Annotated in this window: 19 protein-coding genes; 13 read left to right on the forward strand and 6 right to left on the reverse strand. The window is 67.4% G+C overall.

Translation table 11 applies throughout. The features are described 5' to 3' along the window. The first annotated feature begins 252 nt into the window (after positions 1-252). From OSC30_RS02395 to OSC30_RS02405, 3 genes are all read left to right on the forward strand, one after another. The gene (locus OSC30_RS02395) at positions 253-2,046 is read left to right on the forward strand and encodes a cation:proton antiporter (protein ID WP_267170232.1); all 1,794 of its coding nucleotides are present in this window, start codon (positions 253-255) and stop codon (positions 2,044-2,046) included. A 632-nt stretch (positions 2,047-2,678) separates the two neighbouring features. After that, a complete protein-coding gene (locus OSC30_RS02400; protein WP_267170233.1) occupies positions 2,679-3,320 on the forward strand; it encodes a hypothetical protein in 642 nt (213 codons plus the stop codon). 2 nt (positions 3,321-3,322) lie between these two features. Next, entirely contained in the window at positions 3,323-3,961 is a 639-nt protein-coding gene (locus OSC30_RS02405; protein ID WP_267170234.1) for a helix-turn-helix transcriptional regulator, read from the forward strand. Between the two features lie 72 nt (positions 3,962-4,033). On the opposite strand, the gene OSC30_RS02410 is transcribed toward OSC30_RS02405, so the two are convergent. Then, positions 4,034-4,813, reverse strand: coding sequence for an ABC transporter permease (locus tag OSC30_RS02410; RefSeq protein WP_267170235.1), 780 nt, complete (start codon positions 4,811-4,813; stop codon positions 4,034-4,036). A 123-nt stretch (positions 4,814-4,936) separates the two neighbouring features. Beyond that, the gene (locus OSC30_RS02415; protein ID WP_267170236.1) at positions 4,937-5,887 is read right to left on the reverse strand and encodes an ABC transporter ATP-binding protein; all 951 of its coding nucleotides are present in this window, start codon (positions 5,885-5,887) and stop codon (positions 4,937-4,939) included. A gap of 90 nt (positions 5,888-5,977) precedes the next feature. Between OSC30_RS02415 and OSC30_RS02420 the strand changes: the two genes are divergently transcribed. After that, complete coding sequence (locus OSC30_RS02420; RefSeq protein ID WP_267170237.1) at positions 5,978-6,724, forward strand: ferredoxin--NADP reductase; 747 nt, start codon at positions 5,978-5,980, stop codon at positions 6,722-6,724. Positions 6,725-7,204: 480 nt separating this feature from the next. Next, the gene (locus tag OSC30_RS02425; protein WP_267170238.1) at positions 7,205-7,567 is read left to right on the forward strand and encodes a hypothetical protein; all 363 of its coding nucleotides are present in this window, start codon (positions 7,205-7,207) and stop codon (positions 7,565-7,567) included. Between the two features lie 33 nt (positions 7,568-7,600). Here OSC30_RS02425 and OSC30_RS02430 read toward each other — a convergent pair whose 3' ends face one another. The 4 genes from OSC30_RS02430 to OSC30_RS02445 all read right to left on the reverse strand — a co-directional run bounded on the left by OSC30_RS02430 (position 7,601) and on the right by OSC30_RS02445 (position 12,763). Further along, the gene (locus OSC30_RS02430; protein WP_267170239.1) at positions 7,601-8,635 is read right to left on the reverse strand and encodes a fimbrial protein; all 1,035 of its coding nucleotides are present in this window, start codon (positions 8,633-8,635) and stop codon (positions 7,601-7,603) included. Beyond that, a complete protein-coding gene (locus OSC30_RS02435) occupies positions 8,632-11,352 on the reverse strand; it encodes a fimbria/pilus outer membrane usher protein (protein ID WP_267170240.1) in 2,721 nt (906 codons plus the stop codon). The genes OSC30_RS02430 and OSC30_RS02435 overlap by 4 nt, the downstream gene beginning before the upstream one ends. 58 nt (positions 11,353-11,410) lie before the next feature. Next, on the reverse strand, positions 11,411-12,148 hold the full coding sequence (locus tag OSC30_RS02440) for a fimbrial biogenesis chaperone (RefSeq protein ID WP_267170241.1): 738 nt from the start codon (positions 12,146-12,148) through the stop codon (positions 11,411-11,413). Between the two features lie 69 nt (positions 12,149-12,217). After that, complete coding sequence (locus OSC30_RS02445) at positions 12,218-12,763, reverse strand: fimbrial protein (protein WP_267170242.1); 546 nt, start codon at positions 12,761-12,763, stop codon at positions 12,218-12,220. Positions 12,764-13,213: 450 nt separating this feature from the next. Here OSC30_RS02445 and OSC30_RS02450 point away from each other — a divergent pair, with 450 nt between their 5' ends. The 8 genes from OSC30_RS02450 to OSC30_RS02485 are packed head-to-tail and all read left to right on the forward strand — an operon-like array spanning position 13,214 to position 18,580. After that, positions 13,214-13,819: a hypothetical protein gene (locus OSC30_RS02450; protein ID WP_267170243.1), complete on the forward strand. Its 606-nt coding sequence runs from the start codon at positions 13,214-13,216 to the stop codon at positions 13,817-13,819. A gap of 2 nt (positions 13,820-13,821) precedes the next feature. Beyond that, the gene (locus OSC30_RS02455; protein WP_267170244.1) at positions 13,822-14,229 is read left to right on the forward strand and encodes a hypothetical protein; all 408 of its coding nucleotides are present in this window, start codon (positions 13,822-13,824) and stop codon (positions 14,227-14,229) included. Then, complete coding sequence (locus tag OSC30_RS02460; RefSeq protein WP_267170245.1) at positions 14,226-14,417, forward strand: helix-turn-helix transcriptional regulator; 192 nt, start codon at positions 14,226-14,228, stop codon at positions 14,415-14,417. Before OSC30_RS02455 ends, OSC30_RS02460 begins: the two co-directional genes overlap by 4 nt. A 27-nt stretch (positions 14,418-14,444) precedes the next feature. Beyond that, complete coding sequence (locus OSC30_RS02465) at positions 14,445-14,834, forward strand: hypothetical protein (RefSeq protein WP_267170246.1); 390 nt, start codon at positions 14,445-14,447, stop codon at positions 14,832-14,834. 11 nt (positions 14,835-14,845) lie between these two features. Further along, positions 14,846-15,079, forward strand: a complete 234-nt coding sequence (locus OSC30_RS02470; RefSeq protein ID WP_267170247.1) for a hypothetical protein — start codon at positions 14,846-14,848, stop codon at positions 15,077-15,079. Next, complete coding sequence (locus OSC30_RS02475) at positions 15,070-16,644, forward strand: alpha/beta hydrolase (protein ID WP_267170248.1); 1,575 nt, start codon at positions 15,070-15,072, stop codon at positions 16,642-16,644. The genes OSC30_RS02470 and OSC30_RS02475 overlap by 10 nt, the downstream gene beginning before the upstream one ends. Further along, a complete protein-coding gene (locus OSC30_RS02480) occupies positions 16,641-17,375 on the forward strand; it encodes an ABC transporter ATP-binding protein (RefSeq protein ID WP_267170249.1) in 735 nt (244 codons plus the stop codon). The genes OSC30_RS02475 and OSC30_RS02480 overlap by 4 nt, the downstream gene beginning before the upstream one ends. 5 nt (positions 17,376-17,380) lie before the next feature. Beyond that, positions 17,381-18,580, forward strand: a complete 1,200-nt coding sequence (locus tag OSC30_RS02485; protein WP_267170477.1) for an ABC transporter permease — start codon at positions 17,381-17,383, stop codon at positions 18,578-18,580. Positions 18,581-18,596 lie beyond the last annotated feature (16 nt).

The raw sequence follows: 18,596 nt of genomic DNA on the forward strand, positions 1-18,596 counted from the left end.
CACGATCACCGAACCGGCCTTTTTCCCGATCCACGCACCGCGGCCCTTGCAGGCGCCCATCTGTCGGCGATGCTCTCGACCATGGGCGAGAGCCCGCAAGCTAAAGTCGGGCAGGTTCTCGCGGCCAGCTGTCCCGGGAAGGTTTTGCTCCGTCGCAAGCCGTGTTCGTGCGGCAAACCCCGTGGCGCGCGCGCTTTCGAAACGACGGCGACACTCAGGCAGAATGGGCCGCCCCGGAAGCGAAGGATGGCGATGACGCTACAACCCGGGCTGATGCTGGCGTGCATGCTGGGTATCGGCTTTCTCGCGCAATGGCTGGCCTGGCGCGTGAAGCTGCCGGCGATCCTTTTCCTGCTGCTGGCCGGCATCGTGTTGGGGCCGGCCACCGGCGTGTTCCGGCCCGACGCGATGCTTGGCGACCTGCTGTTTCCACTGGTGTCGCTGGCGGTGGCGCTGATCCTGTTCGAAGGCAGCATGACGCTGCGCCTGCACGAGTTGCCGGGGATCGGCCGCGCGGTGCGCGGCCTGGTCAGTTACGGGGCCATCGCCTCCTTGCTGTTGCTGGCCTTGGCCGCGCACCTGATCGCCGGGTTGAGCTGGGACGTGGCGTTACTTTTCGGTGCGTTGACCTGCGTGACCGGCCCAACCGTGATCGCGCCGATGCTGCGTACGCTGCGGCCCAACGCGCGCATCGCCAACACGCTGCGCTGGGAAGGCATCGTGATCGACCCGCTGGGTGCGTTGTTCGCGGTGCTGATCTACGAGGCCATCGTCTCGCACCAGGAAGGCCACACCGTGGGCGTGTTCCTGGGCACCATCGGCTGCGGCGCGATTGCCGGCGCACTGGCGGCATGGGCGCTGGGCTGGCTGCTCAAGCGCCAGATGATTCCCGAATACCTGCAGAATTTCGGCGTGCTGGCGACTGTGTTGATGGCCTTCAGCATCTCCAACGCCATCGCACACGAGTCGGGCCTGCTGGCGGTGACGATCATGGGCTTCGCGCTGGGCAACATCCGCGGCGTGCACATCGACGACATCCTCGATTTCAAGGAGCACCTCACCACGCTGCTGGTCTCGAGCCTGTTCATCCTGCTCGCGGCACGGCTGCAGTGGCCCTTGCCCGGCGGCATGCTGTGGGCCGGCATCGCGGTGTTTCTGGTCGCCCAGTTCCTGATCCGGCCGTTGACCGTGATCATCTCCAGCGTGCGCAGTGCCCTGAGCTGGCGCGAGCGTGCGCTGATCGCGTGGGTGGCACCACGCGGCATCGTGGCCGCCTCGGTCTCGGGACTGTTCGCGCTGCGCTTGCAGGACCTGGGCGTGCCCGGCGCCGAGGCGCTGGTGCCACTGGTGTTCATCCTCATCATCGGCACGGTAGTACTGCAGAGCGCGACCGCGCGACCACTGGCGCTGTGGCTGCGCGTGGCCGAGCCGGAGCCGCGCGGCGTGCTGATCTACGGCTCCGACGAGGTGGCGCGCGCGATCGGCAAGGCCCTGGCGGACGCCGGGTTCCGCGTGGTGCTGGCGGACGATTCGTGGGACGGCATCCGCCTCGCGCGCATGGAAGGGCTGGCGACCTTCTTCGGCAACCCGGCCTCGCCGCATGCCGAGCGCAACCTCGACCTGACCGGCCTGGGCCGTCTGCTGGGACTGTCCACCCATCGCGAACGCAACTCGCTGGCCTGTGTGCATTACCGGCGCGAATTCGGCCGCGAGAAGGTCTACCGCCTGCGTAACCTGGCCCCCCACGAGGCCACCGACCGCGCCGCGATCGCCGGCAACCTGCTGGCGCCGCCCCTGTTCGGTGAGGAGATGACGCACTCGCGCTTCGGCGAGCTGCTGGCGGCCGGCTGGCGCATCCGTTCCACGCGGCTCAGTGCGGCATTCGGCTGGCCTCAGCTGCTCGAACGGCACGGTGCGACCAGCCTGCTGCTGTTCGCGGTGGACGAGAAGGGCAATCTGCGCGTGGCATCGGCCAAACGGGTGCTGGAGCCGAAGGCGGGATGGCTGGTGCTGGTGCTGACGCCGCCGGGGGAATCGTCCGCCTGAGATGGCCGGCAGGCGTGGTCTGTGCATTCCAAAGCGGGCGGGGGTGCGAGGCCGTCGTTATGCGAGTTGGCGTGCGGCCCGCCCTGGTGGTCGCGCCTAGGGGCGCTCCTGCTGGAGATGGGAGCCGCGGGCGCGCAAAGTGCGACGCACTTCCGGTTTCGGTCGCAGGGCCGGCCCGTAAGCTCGGCCCATGTCTACTGTTTCTTCACGCCCGGCCGATAAGCCTACGGCTGTCCTCCAAGGAAACGCGGCGTGACCCTCTTTCTTTATCTGGTTCTGGCATCGTGCGCTTTCAGCCTCGCTACCTTGGCGTGGGGCTGCCTGCTGGCGTGGAAGCGCAGCCGCGCACCCCGTCACGGTGAATCCGCGAAAACTTCCGCACTCGCGATCTGAGCGCCATTTCCGCGTAGTGATGCGGCCCGCCATGCGGGCCGCATGCGTTTTGCGGGCGCCGTTCGCCTTCCGGCGGCAGTCCCCGTTCGGTACGGATGGACCTTCCGCACATGTTCCCGGCGCTTGGTTGCCGTCGTACTTAACGATGGCGGGCTTTACACATATCTCTATTGCGCGTAAACCAGCGCCATCCAGACTCCAGCCTGTCGCACCCGCGACGCCCCTCCTGGAGACCTTCCATGAAAGCACCCGCCTGTCTTCTCGCCGCGCTCCTCGTCTCGAGCCTGGCCGCCGCCAGCCCCGCACTCGCCGGTCCGTCGGATACCCCGATGGCCGCGGTTCCCGCCGCGCCCGAGCTCGACGCCGCCCTGCGCTCGCTCTGGCACGGCCACGCCGTGCACACCCGCGATTACGCGCTGGCCGTGCATGCCCACGACACCGCCAAGGCCCAGGCCGCCGCCGATGCGGTGGTCGCCAACGCCAAGCAGATCGCCGGCGCCGTTGCCGGCTTCTACGGCCAGCCGGCCGGCGCGAAGATGCTTGATCTGCTCGCCGGCCATTGGGGCGGCGTCAAGGCGCTGACCGACGCACGTGCCGCCAACGACCAACCCGCCGAGCAGAAGGCCATGGGCGCGCTCGACAGCAATGCCCAAGCGATCGCGGTGTTCCTCTCCACGGCCAATCCGAACCTGCCCGAGCGCGCGGTCAAGGACCTGCTGACCACCCACGTGGCTCACCATTCGACGCAGATAGAGCAGATCATGTCCGGCGACATGCAGGGCGAGCGTTCCACCTGGCAGGCCATGCAGGCGCACATGGACATGATCTCCGACGCCCTCGCCGGCGCCATCGCCAAGCAGTTTCCCGACAAGGCCAGCTGAGAATGAGCGCACTCGCACGGCTCGGTGCCACCCAGCAACGACTGCTGCGCCAGCTGCTGATGGCGCCGGAGGGTTGCTCGGTGGAAGAGCTGTGCGAGCGCCTGCACATCAGCCACAACGCGGTACGCCAGCACCTGAGCGCACTGCTCGCGCGCGAGTATCTCGAGCGCGGGCAGGCGCGGCCCACCGGCGGGCGCCCGCAGGCGCGGTTTCGCCTCACCGAGACCGGCCGCGCGCTGTTTCCGCGCAACTACGGGATGCTAAGCACCGCGTTGCTGATGAAGCTGCGCGAGCGCTATGGTCCGGCCGCGCTGGAGGAGATGCTGCAGGAACTCGGCCGTACGTTGGGCGGCCACGAGGTGGCGCTGCCGCCGGAGGCCAGCAATGACGAGGTTGCGCAACGGTTGGCCAGCCAGCTCGATGCCCTGGGATACGAGGCGGTGGTCGCTCGCCACGGCCAGGAACAGCACGTGGAAGCGTTCAACTGCGTGTTCCACGCACTGGCCCGCAGCGCGCCGCAGGTCTGCAAGTTCGACCTGGCCTACATGGAGGCGGCCAGTGGCCGGCGCATCCACCACATGGAATGCATCATCCGCGGCGGCCACGTCTGCCGCTTCCGCGTCGGCGACCCGAAGCGCTGATTGTCGTAGGAGCGCACCTGGGCGCGACCGCCATCCCGGTCGCGCCCAGGTGCCTCCTGCAGGGCGCGCTCGCTACGAACGCAACCCCACGCCCCTGCCCAACAATTGCAACGCCACGAACGACAACCCCGCCACGAACGCCAGCATCACCACGAACGCCACCCCGATGTTGACGTCGCTGATCCCCAGCACGCCAAACCGGAACGCATTGACCATGTACAGGATCGGGTTGGCCCGCGAGATCGCCTGCCACGGCTCGCCCAGCATGTTCACCGAATAGAACACGCCACCCAGGTAGGTCAGCGGCGTCAGCACGAAGGTCGGCACCAGCGCGATGTCGTCGAACTTCTTGGCGTACACCGCGTTGACGAAGCCCGCCAGCGAGAAGATCGTCGCGCCCAGCAGCACCGAGAAGAACGTGATCACGGGATGGACCACGTGCAGCGAGGTGAAGAACAGCGCGATCAGCAGCACCAGCACGCCCACCACCAGGCCACGGGTCACTGCGCCGGTGACGTAGCCGAGCAGGATCACCCAGTTGGGCATCGGCGACACCAGCATTTCCTCCACCGCGCGGCTGAACTTGGCCCCGAAGAACGAGCTGGAGATGTTGCCGTAGCTGTTGGTGATGATGCTCATCATCACCAGCCCCGGCACGATGTACTGCATGTAGGAAAAGCCGCCCTCGATCGAGCCGATGCGGCTGCCGATCAGCTTGCCGAAGATCACGAAGTAGAGTGTCATCGTGATTGCCGGCGGAATCAGCGTCTGCGTCCAGATGCGCAGGATGCGCATGATCTCGCGGCGCACGAGGGTGTGCAGGGCGACCAGGTTGGCGGTGGCGTTGCTCATAAGCTAAAGGTCTCTGGTATCAGCTCTTCGTAGGAGCCCACTTGTGGGCGATGCTCTTGGCTCTGGTCCAACATCCAGAGCCCGGGAGCATCGCCCACAAGTGGGCTCCTACAAGGGAAGGGGTCAGGCGGCCTTGTCCCGCCCGTTCTCGACCAACCGCACGAACAACTCCTCCAGCCGGTTGGTCTTGTTGCGCATCGACTTGACCGTCACCCCGTGCGCCGAAAGCGTGGCGAACAGCGAATTCAGGTCATGCTCGCGCGACATCTCCGCTTCGAGCGTGTAGTCGTCCACGCGCCGCAGCGTCACCCCCGGCAACGTCGGCAGCGAGGCCGGCGCCGCCACCACGTCGAGGATGAACGCCTCCACGTCCAGCGTCGCCAGCAACCGCTTCATCGTGGTGTTCTCCACGATCGTGCCGTGGTCGATGATCGCGATGTTGCGGCACAGCTGCTCGGCTTCCTCGAGATAGTGCGTGGTGAGGATCACGGTGGTGCCGGCCGCGTTGATCCCGCTGACGAACTGCCACATCGAGCGGCGGATCTCGATGTCCACGCCCGCGGTCGGCTCGTCCAGGATCAGCAGCTTCGGCTCGTTCATCATCGCCCGGGCGATCATCAGGCGCCGCTTCATGCCGCCGGAGAGCATGCGTGCCTGGTGCTGCGCCTTGTCCCACAGCCGCAACTCCTTCAGGTACTTCTCTGCCCGCTGCGCGGCGATCTTGCGCGGGATGCCGTAGAAGCCGGCCTCGTTGACGCAGATGTCGAACGGCTTCTCGAACTGATTGAAGTTGATCTCCTGCGGCACCAGTCCGATCAGCCGCATCGCGTCGTTGCGTTGCTTGTTGACCGACACGCCGAACACCCGCGCATCGCCGCTGGTGGAATTGACCAGCGAGGAGAGGATGCCGATCAACGTCGACTTGCCGGCGCCGTTGGGCCCGAGCAGGGCGAAGAAATCGCCCGGCTGCACGGTGAGCGAGACGCCCTTGAGGGCCTCCACGCCGTTGCCGTAGGTCTTGCGCAGGTTGTCGACGACGAGGGCGGGCGTGGCGGTGGCGGATTGTTGCGGCATGGGCTGCACCATGGAGGTTAGCCCTTTATTATACGAGGCCGTTTAGTTGCCGCCCGGTCACGCCGTGCGTGCCTCCCGCTCCGGAATCCCATGGCCGACCATTTCACCCTTCGTCTCGTCGACAGCTTCATGCTCGCCCCCAGCGTGCGCCACCTGGTGTTCGAGCGCGCCGACGGCCAGCCGCTGGCGTTCCAGCCGGGGCAGTTCCTGCAGGTGCATTTCCACTACGAGGACGGCACGCCGACAAAGCGCAGCTACTCGGTCGCCACCATCGGCGACGGCAGCGCGCCGGTGCAACGCATTGAGATCGCGGTGAGCTACGTCGAAGGCGGCGCCGCCACCAAACTGCTGGGCAACCTGCAGCCGGGCGAAACCATCGAAGCCAGCGGCCCCTACGGCCGCTTCTGCCTGCACCCCGGCGACGCCCACCCGCGCTACCTGCTGCTGGCCACCGGCACCGGCGTCACCCCCTACCGCGCCATGCTGCCGCAGATCCGCCAGCTGCTCGCCACCGGCGACCGCGAAGTAGTGCTGCTCTACGGCGCCCGCAGCGAAGCCGAACTGCTCTACGGCGAAGAATTCGAAGCCTTCGCCCGCGAAAACCCCCGCTTCACCTTCCATGGCTGCCTCAGCCGCCAGCCCCGCACCGCGCCCCGCCCGCACGACCGCAGCGGCCACGTGCAGACCGTCCTGGCCGAATTGTCCCCCCACGCCGATCGCGACATCGCCTACCTCTGCGGCAATCCCAACATGGTCGACGCCGCCTTCAGCGCACTGAAGGAATACGGCCTGCCCGTAGCCCAGATCCGCCGCGAAAAATACATCTCCTCGCGCTGAAGCGGCCGCTCCCCCAAAGTCACCGAAAACCCCTGTAGGAGTGCACCTGGGCGCGACCACCATTCACCCGGCCGCCCAAATGTGCGCCCCTGCAAAATCCCTCCCCCTGCAAGCAAGGGGAAGAACCAAAGCCCCCCGGCCAAAACCCCTGTAGGAGCGCACCCTGTGCGCGACCGGGTGGATGGCGGTCGCGCCCAGGTGCGCTCCTACAGGAAACACCCCCGCCCGCGGCAGCAACCCGCCGCCCGCCCCCGCAACCCCTTCAGTTTGTTTCCCCCACGTCGATAACTCCCGCACCAGCGCACGCGCGTCCCTCACCCGCCGTCCGCTAAACCTTCCCCTGGCCGGGACCGTCAAAAAATGTGACGGCCATCGCGCTTTCGGCGGGAAGTCCGCCGCGCGCCATCAAGACCGCGTGCATGCTGCCGAAAGCACCTTCAGGCCACCCCGCGAAAAAGCGGGAGCGATGAGGGCAACGATATGGCGCACAGGTTTAGCCGCACCCTGATGATCGGCGGTCTCTTGGCCGCGCTGGCGCTTGCCCCCTCGGCCCGTGCGGCCGATGGGCGGATCACCTTTAACGGCATGATCGTCGAGACCACCTGTGCGGTGAGCGTGGGCGACATGGCGTCGCTGGCCACCGATGCAGGCTCCGGAGCGATCGCCACCTCGCGCGGCAGTTGTGGCCAGGCACCGGCTGGCGTCCATGCGGGCTCCCGTTACGAGCTGGCCGTGACCACCCTGGTCGTCGACCGGCAGGCCGATCAACTGCTCTCGTATTTCGGCGGCTACGTGCGCGCCAGCGGCGCCACCGCCCACCTGGTCACCCAGACCTACGAATGATGCGTCCCGAGCAGACCGCACCGGTCCCGACGTTTACGGATAGGTCAGGGTAAAGGTCAGGCCTGCTTTCACGCGGCCGCCCTGCGCCGGCTGCAATGCGTAATACCTTGCGTAATACACGGTGGACAGCGTGCCGCCGCCGCTCGGCACGCGGCCGATGTAACGACGGCTGTTCCCGCTGATGTCGGTTGTGTTGAAGGTGGTGTCGTTGTTCAGAATCTGCACCGCGACGTTCGGTTCGGTCCCGGTCGATTGCACGACGCCCGAGCTGGCAGGCATCCCGGCCGGGGGCGTGCCAGTCAGCGCAATCGATAGCTGGGTGCCCGGCTCGCAGCCGGAGACATCTATCGGGATGGGCGTCGGTGCTACGCCAGTGTATGGGCCAGCGCTGGCTAGGTCCTGCGTGGTGACCGTCGGCAGCTGCACCGTGACGCTGTTCGCCACGCAGGACAGGCTGCGGATCGTGGTGCCCGCGCCTATCTTGACGGTGGCAATGGTCGCCGCCTCGCTTTGATTGCCGTCCTTCGTGTTGAGCAGGTCGACCAGCGTGGCGGATATGTTGCCGGGGTCGACGTTACCCACCTTCTTGACCAGTTGGATGGAAAAATTGGCAAACCAATCCGTTTGCCATTTGCTGAGCGAAGCAAACTCGTAACGATCGCCGCCCTCGTCGATGGGCTCGGAAGAAGGGAACGACCATACCAACCGGATCTGTACGTCCAGGTTGGGGTCGCCGGTCGGGACCATCCAGGTGTTCGTCCCTGCATCGTAGGTGCCGCCGTGCATCTGGCCCTGTATGACCATCCGCGATTTGTCTGCTGAACCCGAAAAGACGCTCTGAGGACAGTGGATGAGAACGGTCTGGTTCAGCACCGGCCCAACCGGTCCGTAGGTGCCGTAGGAGAAAGCTACGGAGCCGAACGGAATGGTTATGACTGCCCCTTCATTCATACCGTTGATCGAGCAGGGCTGGGTCTTGGCGTGCGCGGCCGGGATCCATGCCAGGAGAGCAAGCAGGCAAAGGACAATGGCCGGGCGGCGGCCGACGAAGGCGAAAAACTGTTTCACGAAGAACTCCCGCCCGGTCGGGCAGACGCGTCCGGTGCGGTGCAGGTGACCGCCATCTGCCGGAATTGGCTGGTGCGAGCCTTGCCGCGAGGCTCGTCCAGCCGATAGTTGAACGAGCAGCTCTTCGCCGCGCCGGCCTCATCCTGCCAGCGCACCGCCAGCTGGCCGGCATCCACCACGCCACGCAACAGGCTGCGGCCGGATTGGCCAACCACGCCCAGGACCTGCCCTTGCGCATCGACCACCTCCGCGCCGAACGGCGCGGCGCGGCCGTCGACCATGCGCACCTGGACGATGAGGGGCCGGCCGCTGTCGGTCTTGAAGCGCAGCATCACGACAGCGCCGGCGTGCGGTGCCACCCGGGCGCTGGTCGCCTGCAACTGCACGCCCAACGGCAGGCCTTCCGGATCGAGCCGGACGGTATTGAGAGAATATGGCGCCAGGTAGGGCACCAGCGCATGTCCCGCCCCATCCACCGTCACGCCCGGCGCGCTGCTTACGCGGGCGCCTTCGGCGTGCGGCGCCACGACGATGCCGACGGTGTCGCCGGCGGGCTGGCCGAAGCTCACGCCGCCCGGGTAGGCGACCACCGTACCGGCGGCGCCGAACGAGGCCTGCGAGTAGTGCTCGCCCTCGCCGTAACTCGCACTCAGCTGGGCGTGGGAGCCGCGGTAAGCCCCGTAGACGCTGCCGGCACTGCCCGCGTCATCGCCGTGCGAGGCCGTCGCGCCATAGCTGAGCTGGTTGTCCCTGCCCGCGCTGCCGCTCAGGGTCGCCTGCTCCAGCCATCGGCTGTCCTGGTTGCGCCCGATGCTGCCGGTAAAGCCGGGGGCATGGGCGCTCTCGCCCAGCGGCAGCGAGAAGCTCAGGAAGTATTCGTTGCGATAGCGACCGTCGAAATCGCGGGCGCGGCTGGCCGACAGGCTGTAGCTCAGGTTCCGGAAGCGGTTGTTGTAGCCCACCTGGAACTGCACGTCCGTGTCGTTGCGGTTCCAGTAATCGCGTGCCGAGGCGGTGGCGTGGACCGACCCGGCGCGCAGACCCAGCTGCTGGTTGAGGGTCAGGTCGAACCGGCTGCGCTGTCGGTTCAGCGCTGTGGTGCCGGGCAGGGCAAAGCGGTTGCCGAACAGCAGGCTGCGCTGCGCCGGGGTGAGGAGGTCCGGCCGGGTATCCGCCGTGTTGGAGGACTGCAGACCATCGGCCAGCGGGTACCGTCCGCCGAGCGCGTAATCGCGGGCCAACAGCGCATCGCGCAGTCCGAGATAGCCGCTGCTGGAGTAGCGATAGGTGGCCACCGTCACCGAAGTGTCCGTTTCGGGCAGCACCTTGCTGTAGCTCAGGCGCACGCTGTGGCCGGACAGGTTCGCCTGCCCGGGAATCTGCGTGTGCGCCCCGGTCACGTCCACGGCGAACGCGCCGTAGCGGGTGTTGAGTGCCGTCCCGAGCACGGCCGCGGCGTACCCTTGCGAGCCCACGATGCCGCCATAGCCGGTGACGAGGTTGCTGAAGCCGCGCTGCATGGTGGCCTGCACGACCCACGGCGAGCGATCGCCCAGCGCGTCGTCGAGCTGGCCCACGGCTGTGTCGAAGCGCGTGGTGCCGGGCCGCAACAGCTGCGGCACCGCAGCGTAGGGCACGTCGAAGCTGCGCACCCGACCATCGGCCTCGGCCACGCTCACCTGCAGGTCGCCGCCGTAGCTGGTGGCGTAGAGGTCGTCGATCACGAACGGTCCGGGGGCGACGGTCGTCTGGTAGATGACTACGCCGTTCTGGCGCACCGTAACCTTGGCGTTGCTTTCGGCCGTGCCGCGCACGGTGGGCGCGTAGCCGCGCAGCGACTCGGGCAGCATGCGGTCGTCGGTGCTGACGCGCACGCCGAGCAGGCGGACACTGTCGAACAACTCGCCGCTTGTATAGGCGTCGCCCACGGTCAGCTGGGCGCGCCAGGCGGGCAGGTCGCGCTGCGCGTAGGTGGCGATGTTCTGCCAATGCCGCTCGCTCGAGTGTCCGGCGAAGGCCGACTGCCAGGTCAGGGTCGCGTTCTGGCGCAGGTGCCACGCACCGAGGTTGAGTCCCGCGTTGAGGCCGAGGTAGGCGAACGTCTGGCCCTGGCCATCGTTGTGGCTGCGGTAGGTATTGAGGTTGTAGTCGAGCCGGAAGGCGGAAACGCCCGGGTCCCAGTACTCCGGCGCGACATAGCCGCGTGGAGGCGTCTTCAGCAGCGCCTGCGGGATGCTGGCGTCGAGCCGCAACTGCGACTGGTCGAAGGCCAGCGTGCCGCCCGGGACCAGGTCCGCGAAGGCCGTACAGCTTTCGGGCGCTGCGAGCTTCGCCTGCTGCAAGGGCTCCAACTGCTCTGGCGACATGTTCAGCAGTTGGAGCAGGTCGGCGGTCACGCACGGTTGCGCGTTGGCATCGGGCCTGGGCGCGGAAAACCGCACGTCGCTACGGCCCGCGAACGTATTGTTGAGGTAGATATCGACGCGATAGACGCCCGGCAGCACCGGGTTGCCGCGCTCGAACCGCGACAGGTCGGTGGTGTTGTGGCCTGCGCCCGCCAGCATGCTGCGGTCGAACTCCGCCTCGATGACGCCGCCGTCGGCCTCCGCGCCCGGGCTGGCGACCGCGTTGCCGGAGGCGATGGCGGCACGGCCATCGACCGACCAGCCGGCCAGGGCGGCAGCGATGACGAGGCTCAGCAGTACCTGGCGGTGCACGGCTTGGCCGCGGCACCGCTGTGCTTGACGAGCCTGGCCATGCCGCGGGCTCACCGGCCTACTTGCCCAGTGCGGCGGTGAACGGCGCCACCGCGCCGTAGTCGTTGATCGCACCGAAACGCAGCGACGTACCCGTGGCAGGCGCCTGGTGGAGATCGCTCACGGCCAGGCGCAGGTCCGAGTAAGGCGCGACCATGCCCGGCTCGCTGGTATAGGTCTTGCCCGCCATATCCAGCTTCACCCCGGCGAGGGTGATATAGAACGGCGTGGGGTTGTGCACGGCCAGGCCGTAGCCGGTGTCCCCGGCGATCGGTTTGAACGACAGTTGCGCCGGAGCCTTCTCCACGTCGCCGAGGTTCTCGGGCCGATAGAAGACTTTCAGCCGCGAGCGGATCGCCAGTTGAAGGTAATTCTTGCCTGCGGCGTCCGGGCCGCTTGGCTTGGGCGGAACTTCCAGCACGTTCAGCCAGAACAGCGATTCGCGGTCAGCCGGCAGCGGTTCCTGCGTGAAGATGATCCGCAGGCTCTGGTCCTTGTGCGGGTCCATGCGGAACAGCGGCGGCGTGATCAGGAATGGGGTATCGACCTTGTCCGGCGTCGCTTTGGGGTCGCCACGATCGATCCACGCCTCGACCAGCGCCGGCTTGGTGTTGTTGTTGGTCAGGCGAACGGTCACTTCGCCCGGCTTGGCCGGGAAAACGATGCGGGTGCCGGTGATCTGGACGTTCGCGTTCGCGACGGGCGCGAAAAGGGCCAGCGACAGAAGCGCCGCGGCGAGGATGCGGAAAGGGCTCATGGCAAGGCCTCGTCGGGTGCGGCAGAGGCGCGAAAGGCGCCGTGGCACGAGCCACGGCGCCTTTCGGGGTTACAGATAATTGATCGTGTAATCGACCGTGGTGCTCACGCGACCGGCAGCGGCCGACCCCGCGCTGGTCTCGCGATACCGCGCGGCGTAGGTCAGCGTCGCTTCGCCGGTGGTGCTGTCCACCGTGGCCGTCTTGGTGCTCTGGCTGGCGGCCGTCGTGTTGCGCAGGTCGATCGGGTTGCTACCGCCGTCGGTCAGCTCGATGGCCACGCCATTGGCGGTGGTGGTGTCCTTGAGGTAGCCGGTGGTGCCATCGACGTTGGTGCCGTCGAAGAACACGGACACCACGAGCGGGTCGATGTCGCTGCCGGTCGGGCAGTTGGTCATCTTGACGTCGAAGGTGGTCTCGCCCGCCACGCCGGAGCTGAAATCGGTGGTCTGCACCGTCGGCAGCGTCACCGCATTGCTGGTGCCTGCGACAACGTCGCACGTGCTGCTGAGGACGAGCCCCTCGATGGTGAGCGTGCCGTCGGCGGCGTTGGCACCCGGGACGAAGGCCAGGCCGAGGCCGGCGATCAACGCAGCGGAAAGGAGTTGCTTGGACATGCTGGTTCCTCTGAAGTTGGTGTGTTGCAACTGACTCAAGTGATCCTGGGTGCGGTGCAGGCCTGCAGATTTCCGAGCTGCCTTCCGCGGCACAGCAAGCAGACAGGCGCCTGCCTTGCTGTGACCCGCTTCGCAATTCCTATGCCAATGGGCGAAAGGAGACGCCAAACTCTTGGCGCGAAAGGACTTGTGTCAAAAAAATGCCGCCTCTGCTGGAGGTGGCTTGCTCGTCTCCGGTGGACTCCCCAGTCCCGGATTGCCCCTGTGCGTCACATGTTTCACATTGTGATCACAATCACAGTTTGAACACTCAAGATGATCAACGCAAGACCGACATGAGCACCGATGTAAAGGGTGCTTGACACGTGGACGCATGATACCTACGCTGCGTGTCAAGTTTGCTTGACAGGTTCGCCGTGGGGGCGGCCTGGTCCGGCAGGGAGCCCGCCCATGTCACGTTCCAGCGCAAAGCACTACCGCCACCAGTTCAGCCTCGCGATGGTGGCCTACATGGCCGCCATGCTGCTGGTCTGGCCGCTGAGCCGGACTGCGGGCAGCGTGCCGTTGAAGGTGTTGCTGGCGGTGGTGCCGGTGTTGCCGATGCTGTACGTGATCGTGCTGATGGCGCGGCGCATCGCGGCGAGCGACGAATTCGAGCAGCGCGTGCATCTGCTGGCGCTCGGTGCTGCAACGGCGCTGCTGGGTGCGCTCAGCCTGGTCGGCGGGTTTCTCGCCGCGGCGCAGGTGCTGGCCCTGGATGGCAGCATCCTGATCTGGGTCTTTCCCGTGACGATGTTCGGCTACGGCGCCGCGCGCTGGTGGCTGCTGGTGCGCCATTACGGCGGCAGCGCGGCCTGCGAGGAGGGCGGTTCGCTGGCCTGGCGCCAGCTGTTGCTGGGCGGGTTATCGCTGATGGTGGTGGTCGCGGCCTGGTGGCGCGGGCGGCTGGACGATTTCCAGGCCGGCCTGCTCTGCGGCATGGCGCCGGGCGTGTTGTTCCTGGCCGCGGTGGTGCTGTGGCGCCGGCGCAAGCGCCGCGCGGCGCAGGAGCGCTGAGCATGGCCATGCGACCGGTGCACAAGCGTTACCTGAAGCGGTTCCTTCCGGCGATGGCCGGCTACGTGGCGCTGATCGCGCTGTACGGCTGGCTTGTTCCGCGTACCGAGAGCGTGGCCCTGCGCACGCTGCTGGCGTTGCTGCCCATGGTGCCGGTGGTGCTGGTGATGCGCGCCATGGCGCTGGTCATCCGCGAGCAGGACGAGTTGGAGCGGCAGATCGACCTGCAGGCGCTGGCCGTCGCGGCGCTGCTGACCTCCTGCGGCTTCCTCAGCTTCGGGCTGCTGCTCAGCGCTGAAGTGGTACAGGGCGCGCCGGCCGAGCTGGTCGCGATGATGGTGCTGCCGTGTTTCTTCTGGCTCTTCGGCATGGCCAAGCTGGTGCTGGTGCTCAGGCTGCGCCGCCGATGAAGAACCAGGTGCGCGACCTGCGCGGCGAGCAGGGGTGGTCACAGGCGGACCTGGCCGAACGGCTGGATGTGTCGCGGCAGACCGTCAACGCGATCGAAACCGGCAAGTACGACCCCAGCCTGCCGCTGGCCTTCAAGATCGCCCGGCTGTTCGGGCAGCCGATCGAAGCGATCTTCCAGCCGGACTGACGGGCGACAAGGAAACGGAGGAATGGCATGAACAAGTTGCTCAAACGCTACGCGCGCGCCATGTGGCTGCCGATGACGGTGCTGATCGTGGTCATCGCACTCTTCGGAACGGTCGCTCCCCATCTGGCGCCTGAGGGGAAGGTGGTGGCGCTGGCGGTGGTGATGGCGAGCTATGGCTGGGCCGGCTGGGCCGAATTCCGCCACATGCAGCGCATGGACGAAATGCGTCGCCGGATCGAGATGGAGGCGATGGTGCTGGGCTTCATCGCCAGCCTGGGCTCGACCTTGCTGTTGTCCTTCGCCGTCATGCTGAAGCTGGCCGCCATCCCGTTCGAGCTGGCGCCCATCGTGCTGGTCGGTTGCTATCTGCTGGCGCACTTGTGGGCGCGCGTGCGCTATCGCTACTGGTCGCTCTAGGGAGGTCCACCGTGAAAAGGAAAACCATCTTCGTCGCCGCTGGCTTGCTGCTGCTCCTGGGCACGCGGTCGGTGGCATGGCCGGACGTCGCGTCGATCGCTTCGGCGCCCGCGCCCGTGCTGGCGCTGGGCAACCCCGCGCACGACTGGGTCAGCGTGCGCATCGAATGGCAACTGGGGCCGGTGCCGCGGCACTGGCTGGGACTGCTTCTGGAAACGGGAAGGGAGTTGAGGACATGGCTTTGAAATCGCGCACCGTGTTGCGCATCGTGGTGGTCGCCGTCGCGCTGGGCGTGCTGGCGTGGAACCAGTTCCGCCCGCACGGCTCGGCCAAGGCCGACGCCGATGGGATCGCCGAGACGGCGCCGGCCAAACCGCAGGCCGCGGCCAAGCCGCGCACCTGGAAGCTCGGCCGGCTCACCCTGACCGCCTGCGAACTGGGCCGTCCGGACAGCGGCCTGACCACCGCCGCCTGGTGCGCGCCGTTCGAGGTGCCGGAGAACCGGGACGATCCGAACAGCCGCAAGATCAAGCTCAACCTGGCGGTGATCCGCTCCGACGCGCAGGTGCCGGCCAAGGACATGCTGGTGTTCCTCGCCGGCGGCCCCGGCCAGGCGGCCACCGAAACCTGGCCGATGGTCGCCCCGGCGCTCGATCCGCTGCTGGCGCACCGCAACGTGCTGTTGATCGACCAGCGCGGCACCGGCAAGTCCAACCCGCTGGACTGCAAGGCGGCCGACAAGGCCGACAAAATCGGCGCCGTCGCCGGCTTCGACGCCGACCGCCTGCGCGCCCAGGTCGCCGCCTGCCTGAAAGAAGTGCAGGCCACGGCCGACCCGCGCTACTACACCACCACCGCCGCGGTGGCCGATCTGGAGGACGCCCGCCAGGCGCTGGGCGCGCCGAGTTTCGACCTGGTCGGCGTGTCCTATGGCACCCGCGTGGCGCAGCAGTACGCCATGCACCATCCGGACGCCGTACGCAGCATCCTGCTCGACGGCGTGGCGCCCAATTCGCTGGTGCTGGGCGAAGACTTCGCGCGCAACCTGGAGGACGCGCTCAAGGCGCAGTTCGCCCGTTGCACTGCCGAGCCGGCGTGCAAGGCGCGCTTCGGCGATCCCTACCAGACGCTCTACCAGTTGCGCGATGCGTTGCGCGCCAACCCGCACAAGGTCAGCTTCCGCGATCCGCAGACCTACAACAGCGTCGAGCGCACGCTGAGCGACGATGCGCTGGCCAGTGTGGTGCGCATGTTCGCCTACACCCCGGTCACCGCTGCGCTGCTGCCGCTGTCGATCGACGCGGCCGCGCACGGCGACGTCGGCCCGCTGCTGGGGCAGGCCAAGCTGATCACCGGCGACCTGGCCGACAGCATGAACGGCGGCATGCAGTCTTCGGTCATCTGCAGCGAGGATGCCGACCTGCTCAAGCCGCGCCCGCAGGACGCCGACACCATCCTGGGCACGCGCATGATCGACACGCTCGAGGCGGTCTGCTCGGTGTGGCCGCACGGCACGCGCCCGGCCGACTTCCATGAGCCGCTGAAGACGGCCATCCCCACGCTGCTGCTGTCGGGCCAGTACGACCCGGTGACGCCGCCGCGCTACGGCGAGGAGGTGCTTTCGCACCTGTCCAACGCGCGCCACCTGGTGCTCAAGGGCCAGGGCCACAACGTCATCGGCGCCGGCTGCATGCCCAAGCTGGTCAAGCAGTTCATCGAGGACCTGGATCCCAAGCAGCTCGATGCCGGCTGCCTGGACCGCCTGCAACCGACCCCGCTGTTCATCGACTTCAACGGAGCGACCCCATGATCGAGGTCAAGGATCTGCATAAGGCGTTCGGCGCGGTGAAAGCCGTCGACGGCGTCAGTTTCACCGCCCGCGACGGCGAGATCACCGGCCTGCTCGGCCCCAACGGCGCCGGCAAGACGACCACGCTGCGCATGCTCTACACGCTGATGAAGCCCGACCGCGGACAGGTGCTGGTCGATGGCGTCGACGCGGCCACCGACCCGCTGGCGGTGCGCCGCCAGCTGGGCGTGCTGCCCGATGCACGTGGGCTGTACAAGCGCCTGACCGCGCGCGAGAACGTCGACTACTTCGCGCGCCTGCAGGGGCTGCCGGAGGACGAACTGCGCGCGCGCCGCGAGACGCTGATCGAGGCGCTGGGCATGGCGGACATCGCCGACCGCAAGACCGAGGGCTTCTCCCAGGGCCAGCGCGTGAAGACCGCGATCGCCCGCGCGCTGATCCACGACCCGCGCAACGTGATCCTGGACGAGCCCACCAACGGCCTGGACGTGATGGCCACCCGCGCGCTGCGCCAGTTCATGCTGAGCCTGAAGGCGGAGGGCCGCTGCGTGCTGTTCTCCAGCCACATCATGCAGGAGGTGGCGGCGCTGTGCGACCGCATCGTGGTGATCGCGCACGGCCGCGTGGTGGCCGACGAGACGCCCGACGCGCTGCGTGCGCAGACCGGCGAGGCGAACCTGGAAGAGGCCTTCGTGAAACTGATCGGCACCGATGAGGGACTGGCCGCATGAACAAGATGGACACTCACCCGCTGCGCCGCAGCCGCGCCTTCCTCACCGTGTTCTTCAAGGAAGTGCGCGAGAACCTGCGCGACCGGCGCACCCTGATCAGCGCCTTCGTCACCGGCCCGCTGCTGACGCCGCTGCTGTTCGTGATGCTGATCAGCTTCACCGTCAACCGCGAGTTGGACAAGGCCGAAAAGCCGCTGGAGGTGCCGGTGATCGGCGCGCAGTACGCGCCCAACCTGGTCAACGCGCTCAAGGCCGGCGGCGTGGTGCCGAAGCCGGCGCTGGCCAACCCCGAGCAGGCCGTGCGCGAGCAGCAAGCCGACCTGGTGCTGCGCATCGCTCCGGATTATGCCGAGGCCTGGCGCAAGGGCGAGCCGGTGCAGGTGGAGCTGATCTACGACTCCTCGCAGCGCGACTCGCACACGCCGGTGGAGCGGGTGACCGACCTGGTACAGCACTACGCCCGCCAGCAGGGCGCGATGCGGCTGGTCGCGCGCGGGCTGTCGCCGGCGGTGGCCTCGCCGGTGATGGTGGCCAAGCGCGACCAGGCCACGGCGGAATCCCGTGCGGTGCTGATGTTCAACATGCTGCCCTACCTGTTCGTGCTGACCATCTTCATCGGCGGCATGTACCTGGCAATTGACCTGACCGCCGGCGAGCGCGAGCGGCAGTCGCTGGAACCGCTGTTCGCCAACCCGGTGCCGCGCTGGAAGATCTTCCTGGGCAAGCTCGCGGCGATCTGCGCCTTTTCCACCGCCAGCCTGGTGATCTGCCTGGTCGCCTTCGCTGTGGTCGGCCGCTTCATGCCGACCGAGAAACTCGGCATGGAGGTGGACCTGGGGCCGTCCTTCGCGTTGCACGTGCTGCTGTTGCAGCTGCCGTTGATCGTGCTGCTGGGCGCGCTGCAGTCGATGGTGGCCGCCTTTGCCAAGAGCTACCGCGAGGCGCAGACCTACCTGGGGCTGCTGATGATGCTGCCGATCCTGCCGAGCATCGCGTTGATGGTGATGCCGATCAAGCCGCAGAACTGGATGTACGCGGTGCCGTTGCTGGGCCAGCACCTGGGCATCCTGGACCTGGTCGGTGGCAAGGGTCTGGATGCCGTGCCGCTGATGCTGTGCCTGGCCGGCAGTGCCGTGGCCGCGCTGATCGTGGCGCTGGTGACCATGCAGTTGTATCGGTCCGAGCGGTTGGCGATCTCGGCGTGATGATTCCTCTCTCCCG

The organism is Frateuria hangzhouensis (genome assembly GCF_026410505.1).
GTDB classification, from domain to species: Bacteria; Pseudomonadota; Gammaproteobacteria; order Xanthomonadales; family Rhodanobacteraceae; genus Frateuria_A; species Frateuria_A hangzhouensis.

Excerpts from the sequence above, each read along its gene's own strand:
- OSC30_RS02395 (WP_267170232.1), top strand. The coding sequence starts at position 253 with ATGACGCTACAACCCGGGCTGATGCTGGCGTGCATGCTGGGTATCGGC.
- OSC30_RS02400 (WP_267170233.1), top strand. The coding sequence starts at position 2,679 with ATGAAAGCACCCGCCTGTCTTCTCGCCGCGCTCCTCGTCTCGAGCCTG.
- OSC30_RS02405 (WP_267170234.1), top strand. The coding sequence starts at position 3,323 with ATGAGCGCACTCGCACGGCTCGGTGCCACCCAGCAACGACTGCTGCGC.
- OSC30_RS02410 (WP_267170235.1), bottom strand. The coding sequence starts at position 4,813 with ATGAGCAACGCCACCGCCAACCTGGTCGCCCTGCACACCCTCGTGCGC.
- OSC30_RS02415 (WP_267170236.1), bottom strand. The coding sequence starts at position 5,887 with ATGCCGCAACAATCCGCCACCGCCACGCCCGCCCTCGTCGTCGACAAC.
- OSC30_RS02420 (WP_267170237.1), top strand. The coding sequence starts at position 5,978 with ATGGCCGACCATTTCACCCTTCGTCTCGTCGACAGCTTCATGCTCGCC.
- OSC30_RS02425 (WP_267170238.1), top strand. The coding sequence starts at position 7,205 with ATGGCGCACAGGTTTAGCCGCACCCTGATGATCGGCGGTCTCTTGGCC.
- OSC30_RS02440 (WP_267170241.1), bottom strand. The coding sequence starts at position 12,148 with ATGAGCCCTTTCCGCATCCTCGCCGCGGCGCTTCTGTCGCTGGCCCTT.
- OSC30_RS02445 (WP_267170242.1), bottom strand. The coding sequence starts at position 12,763 with ATGTCCAAGCAACTCCTTTCCGCTGCGTTGATCGCCGGCCTCGGCCTG.
- OSC30_RS02450 (WP_267170243.1), top strand. The coding sequence starts at position 13,214 with ATGTCACGTTCCAGCGCAAAGCACTACCGCCACCAGTTCAGCCTCGCG.
- OSC30_RS02455 (WP_267170244.1), top strand. The coding sequence starts at position 13,822 with ATGGCCATGCGACCGGTGCACAAGCGTTACCTGAAGCGGTTCCTTCCG.
- OSC30_RS02460 (WP_267170245.1), top strand. The coding sequence starts at position 14,226 with ATGAAGAACCAGGTGCGCGACCTGCGCGGCGAGCAGGGGTGGTCACAG.
- OSC30_RS02465 (WP_267170246.1), top strand. The coding sequence starts at position 14,445 with ATGAACAAGTTGCTCAAACGCTACGCGCGCGCCATGTGGCTGCCGATG.
- OSC30_RS02475 (WP_267170248.1), top strand. The coding sequence starts at position 15,070 with ATGGCTTTGAAATCGCGCACCGTGTTGCGCATCGTGGTGGTCGCCGTC.
- OSC30_RS02480 (WP_267170249.1), top strand. The coding sequence starts at position 16,641 with ATGATCGAGGTCAAGGATCTGCATAAGGCGTTCGGCGCGGTGAAAGCC.
- OSC30_RS02485 (WP_267170477.1), top strand. The coding sequence starts at position 17,381 with ATGGACACTCACCCGCTGCGCCGCAGCCGCGCCTTCCTCACCGTGTTC.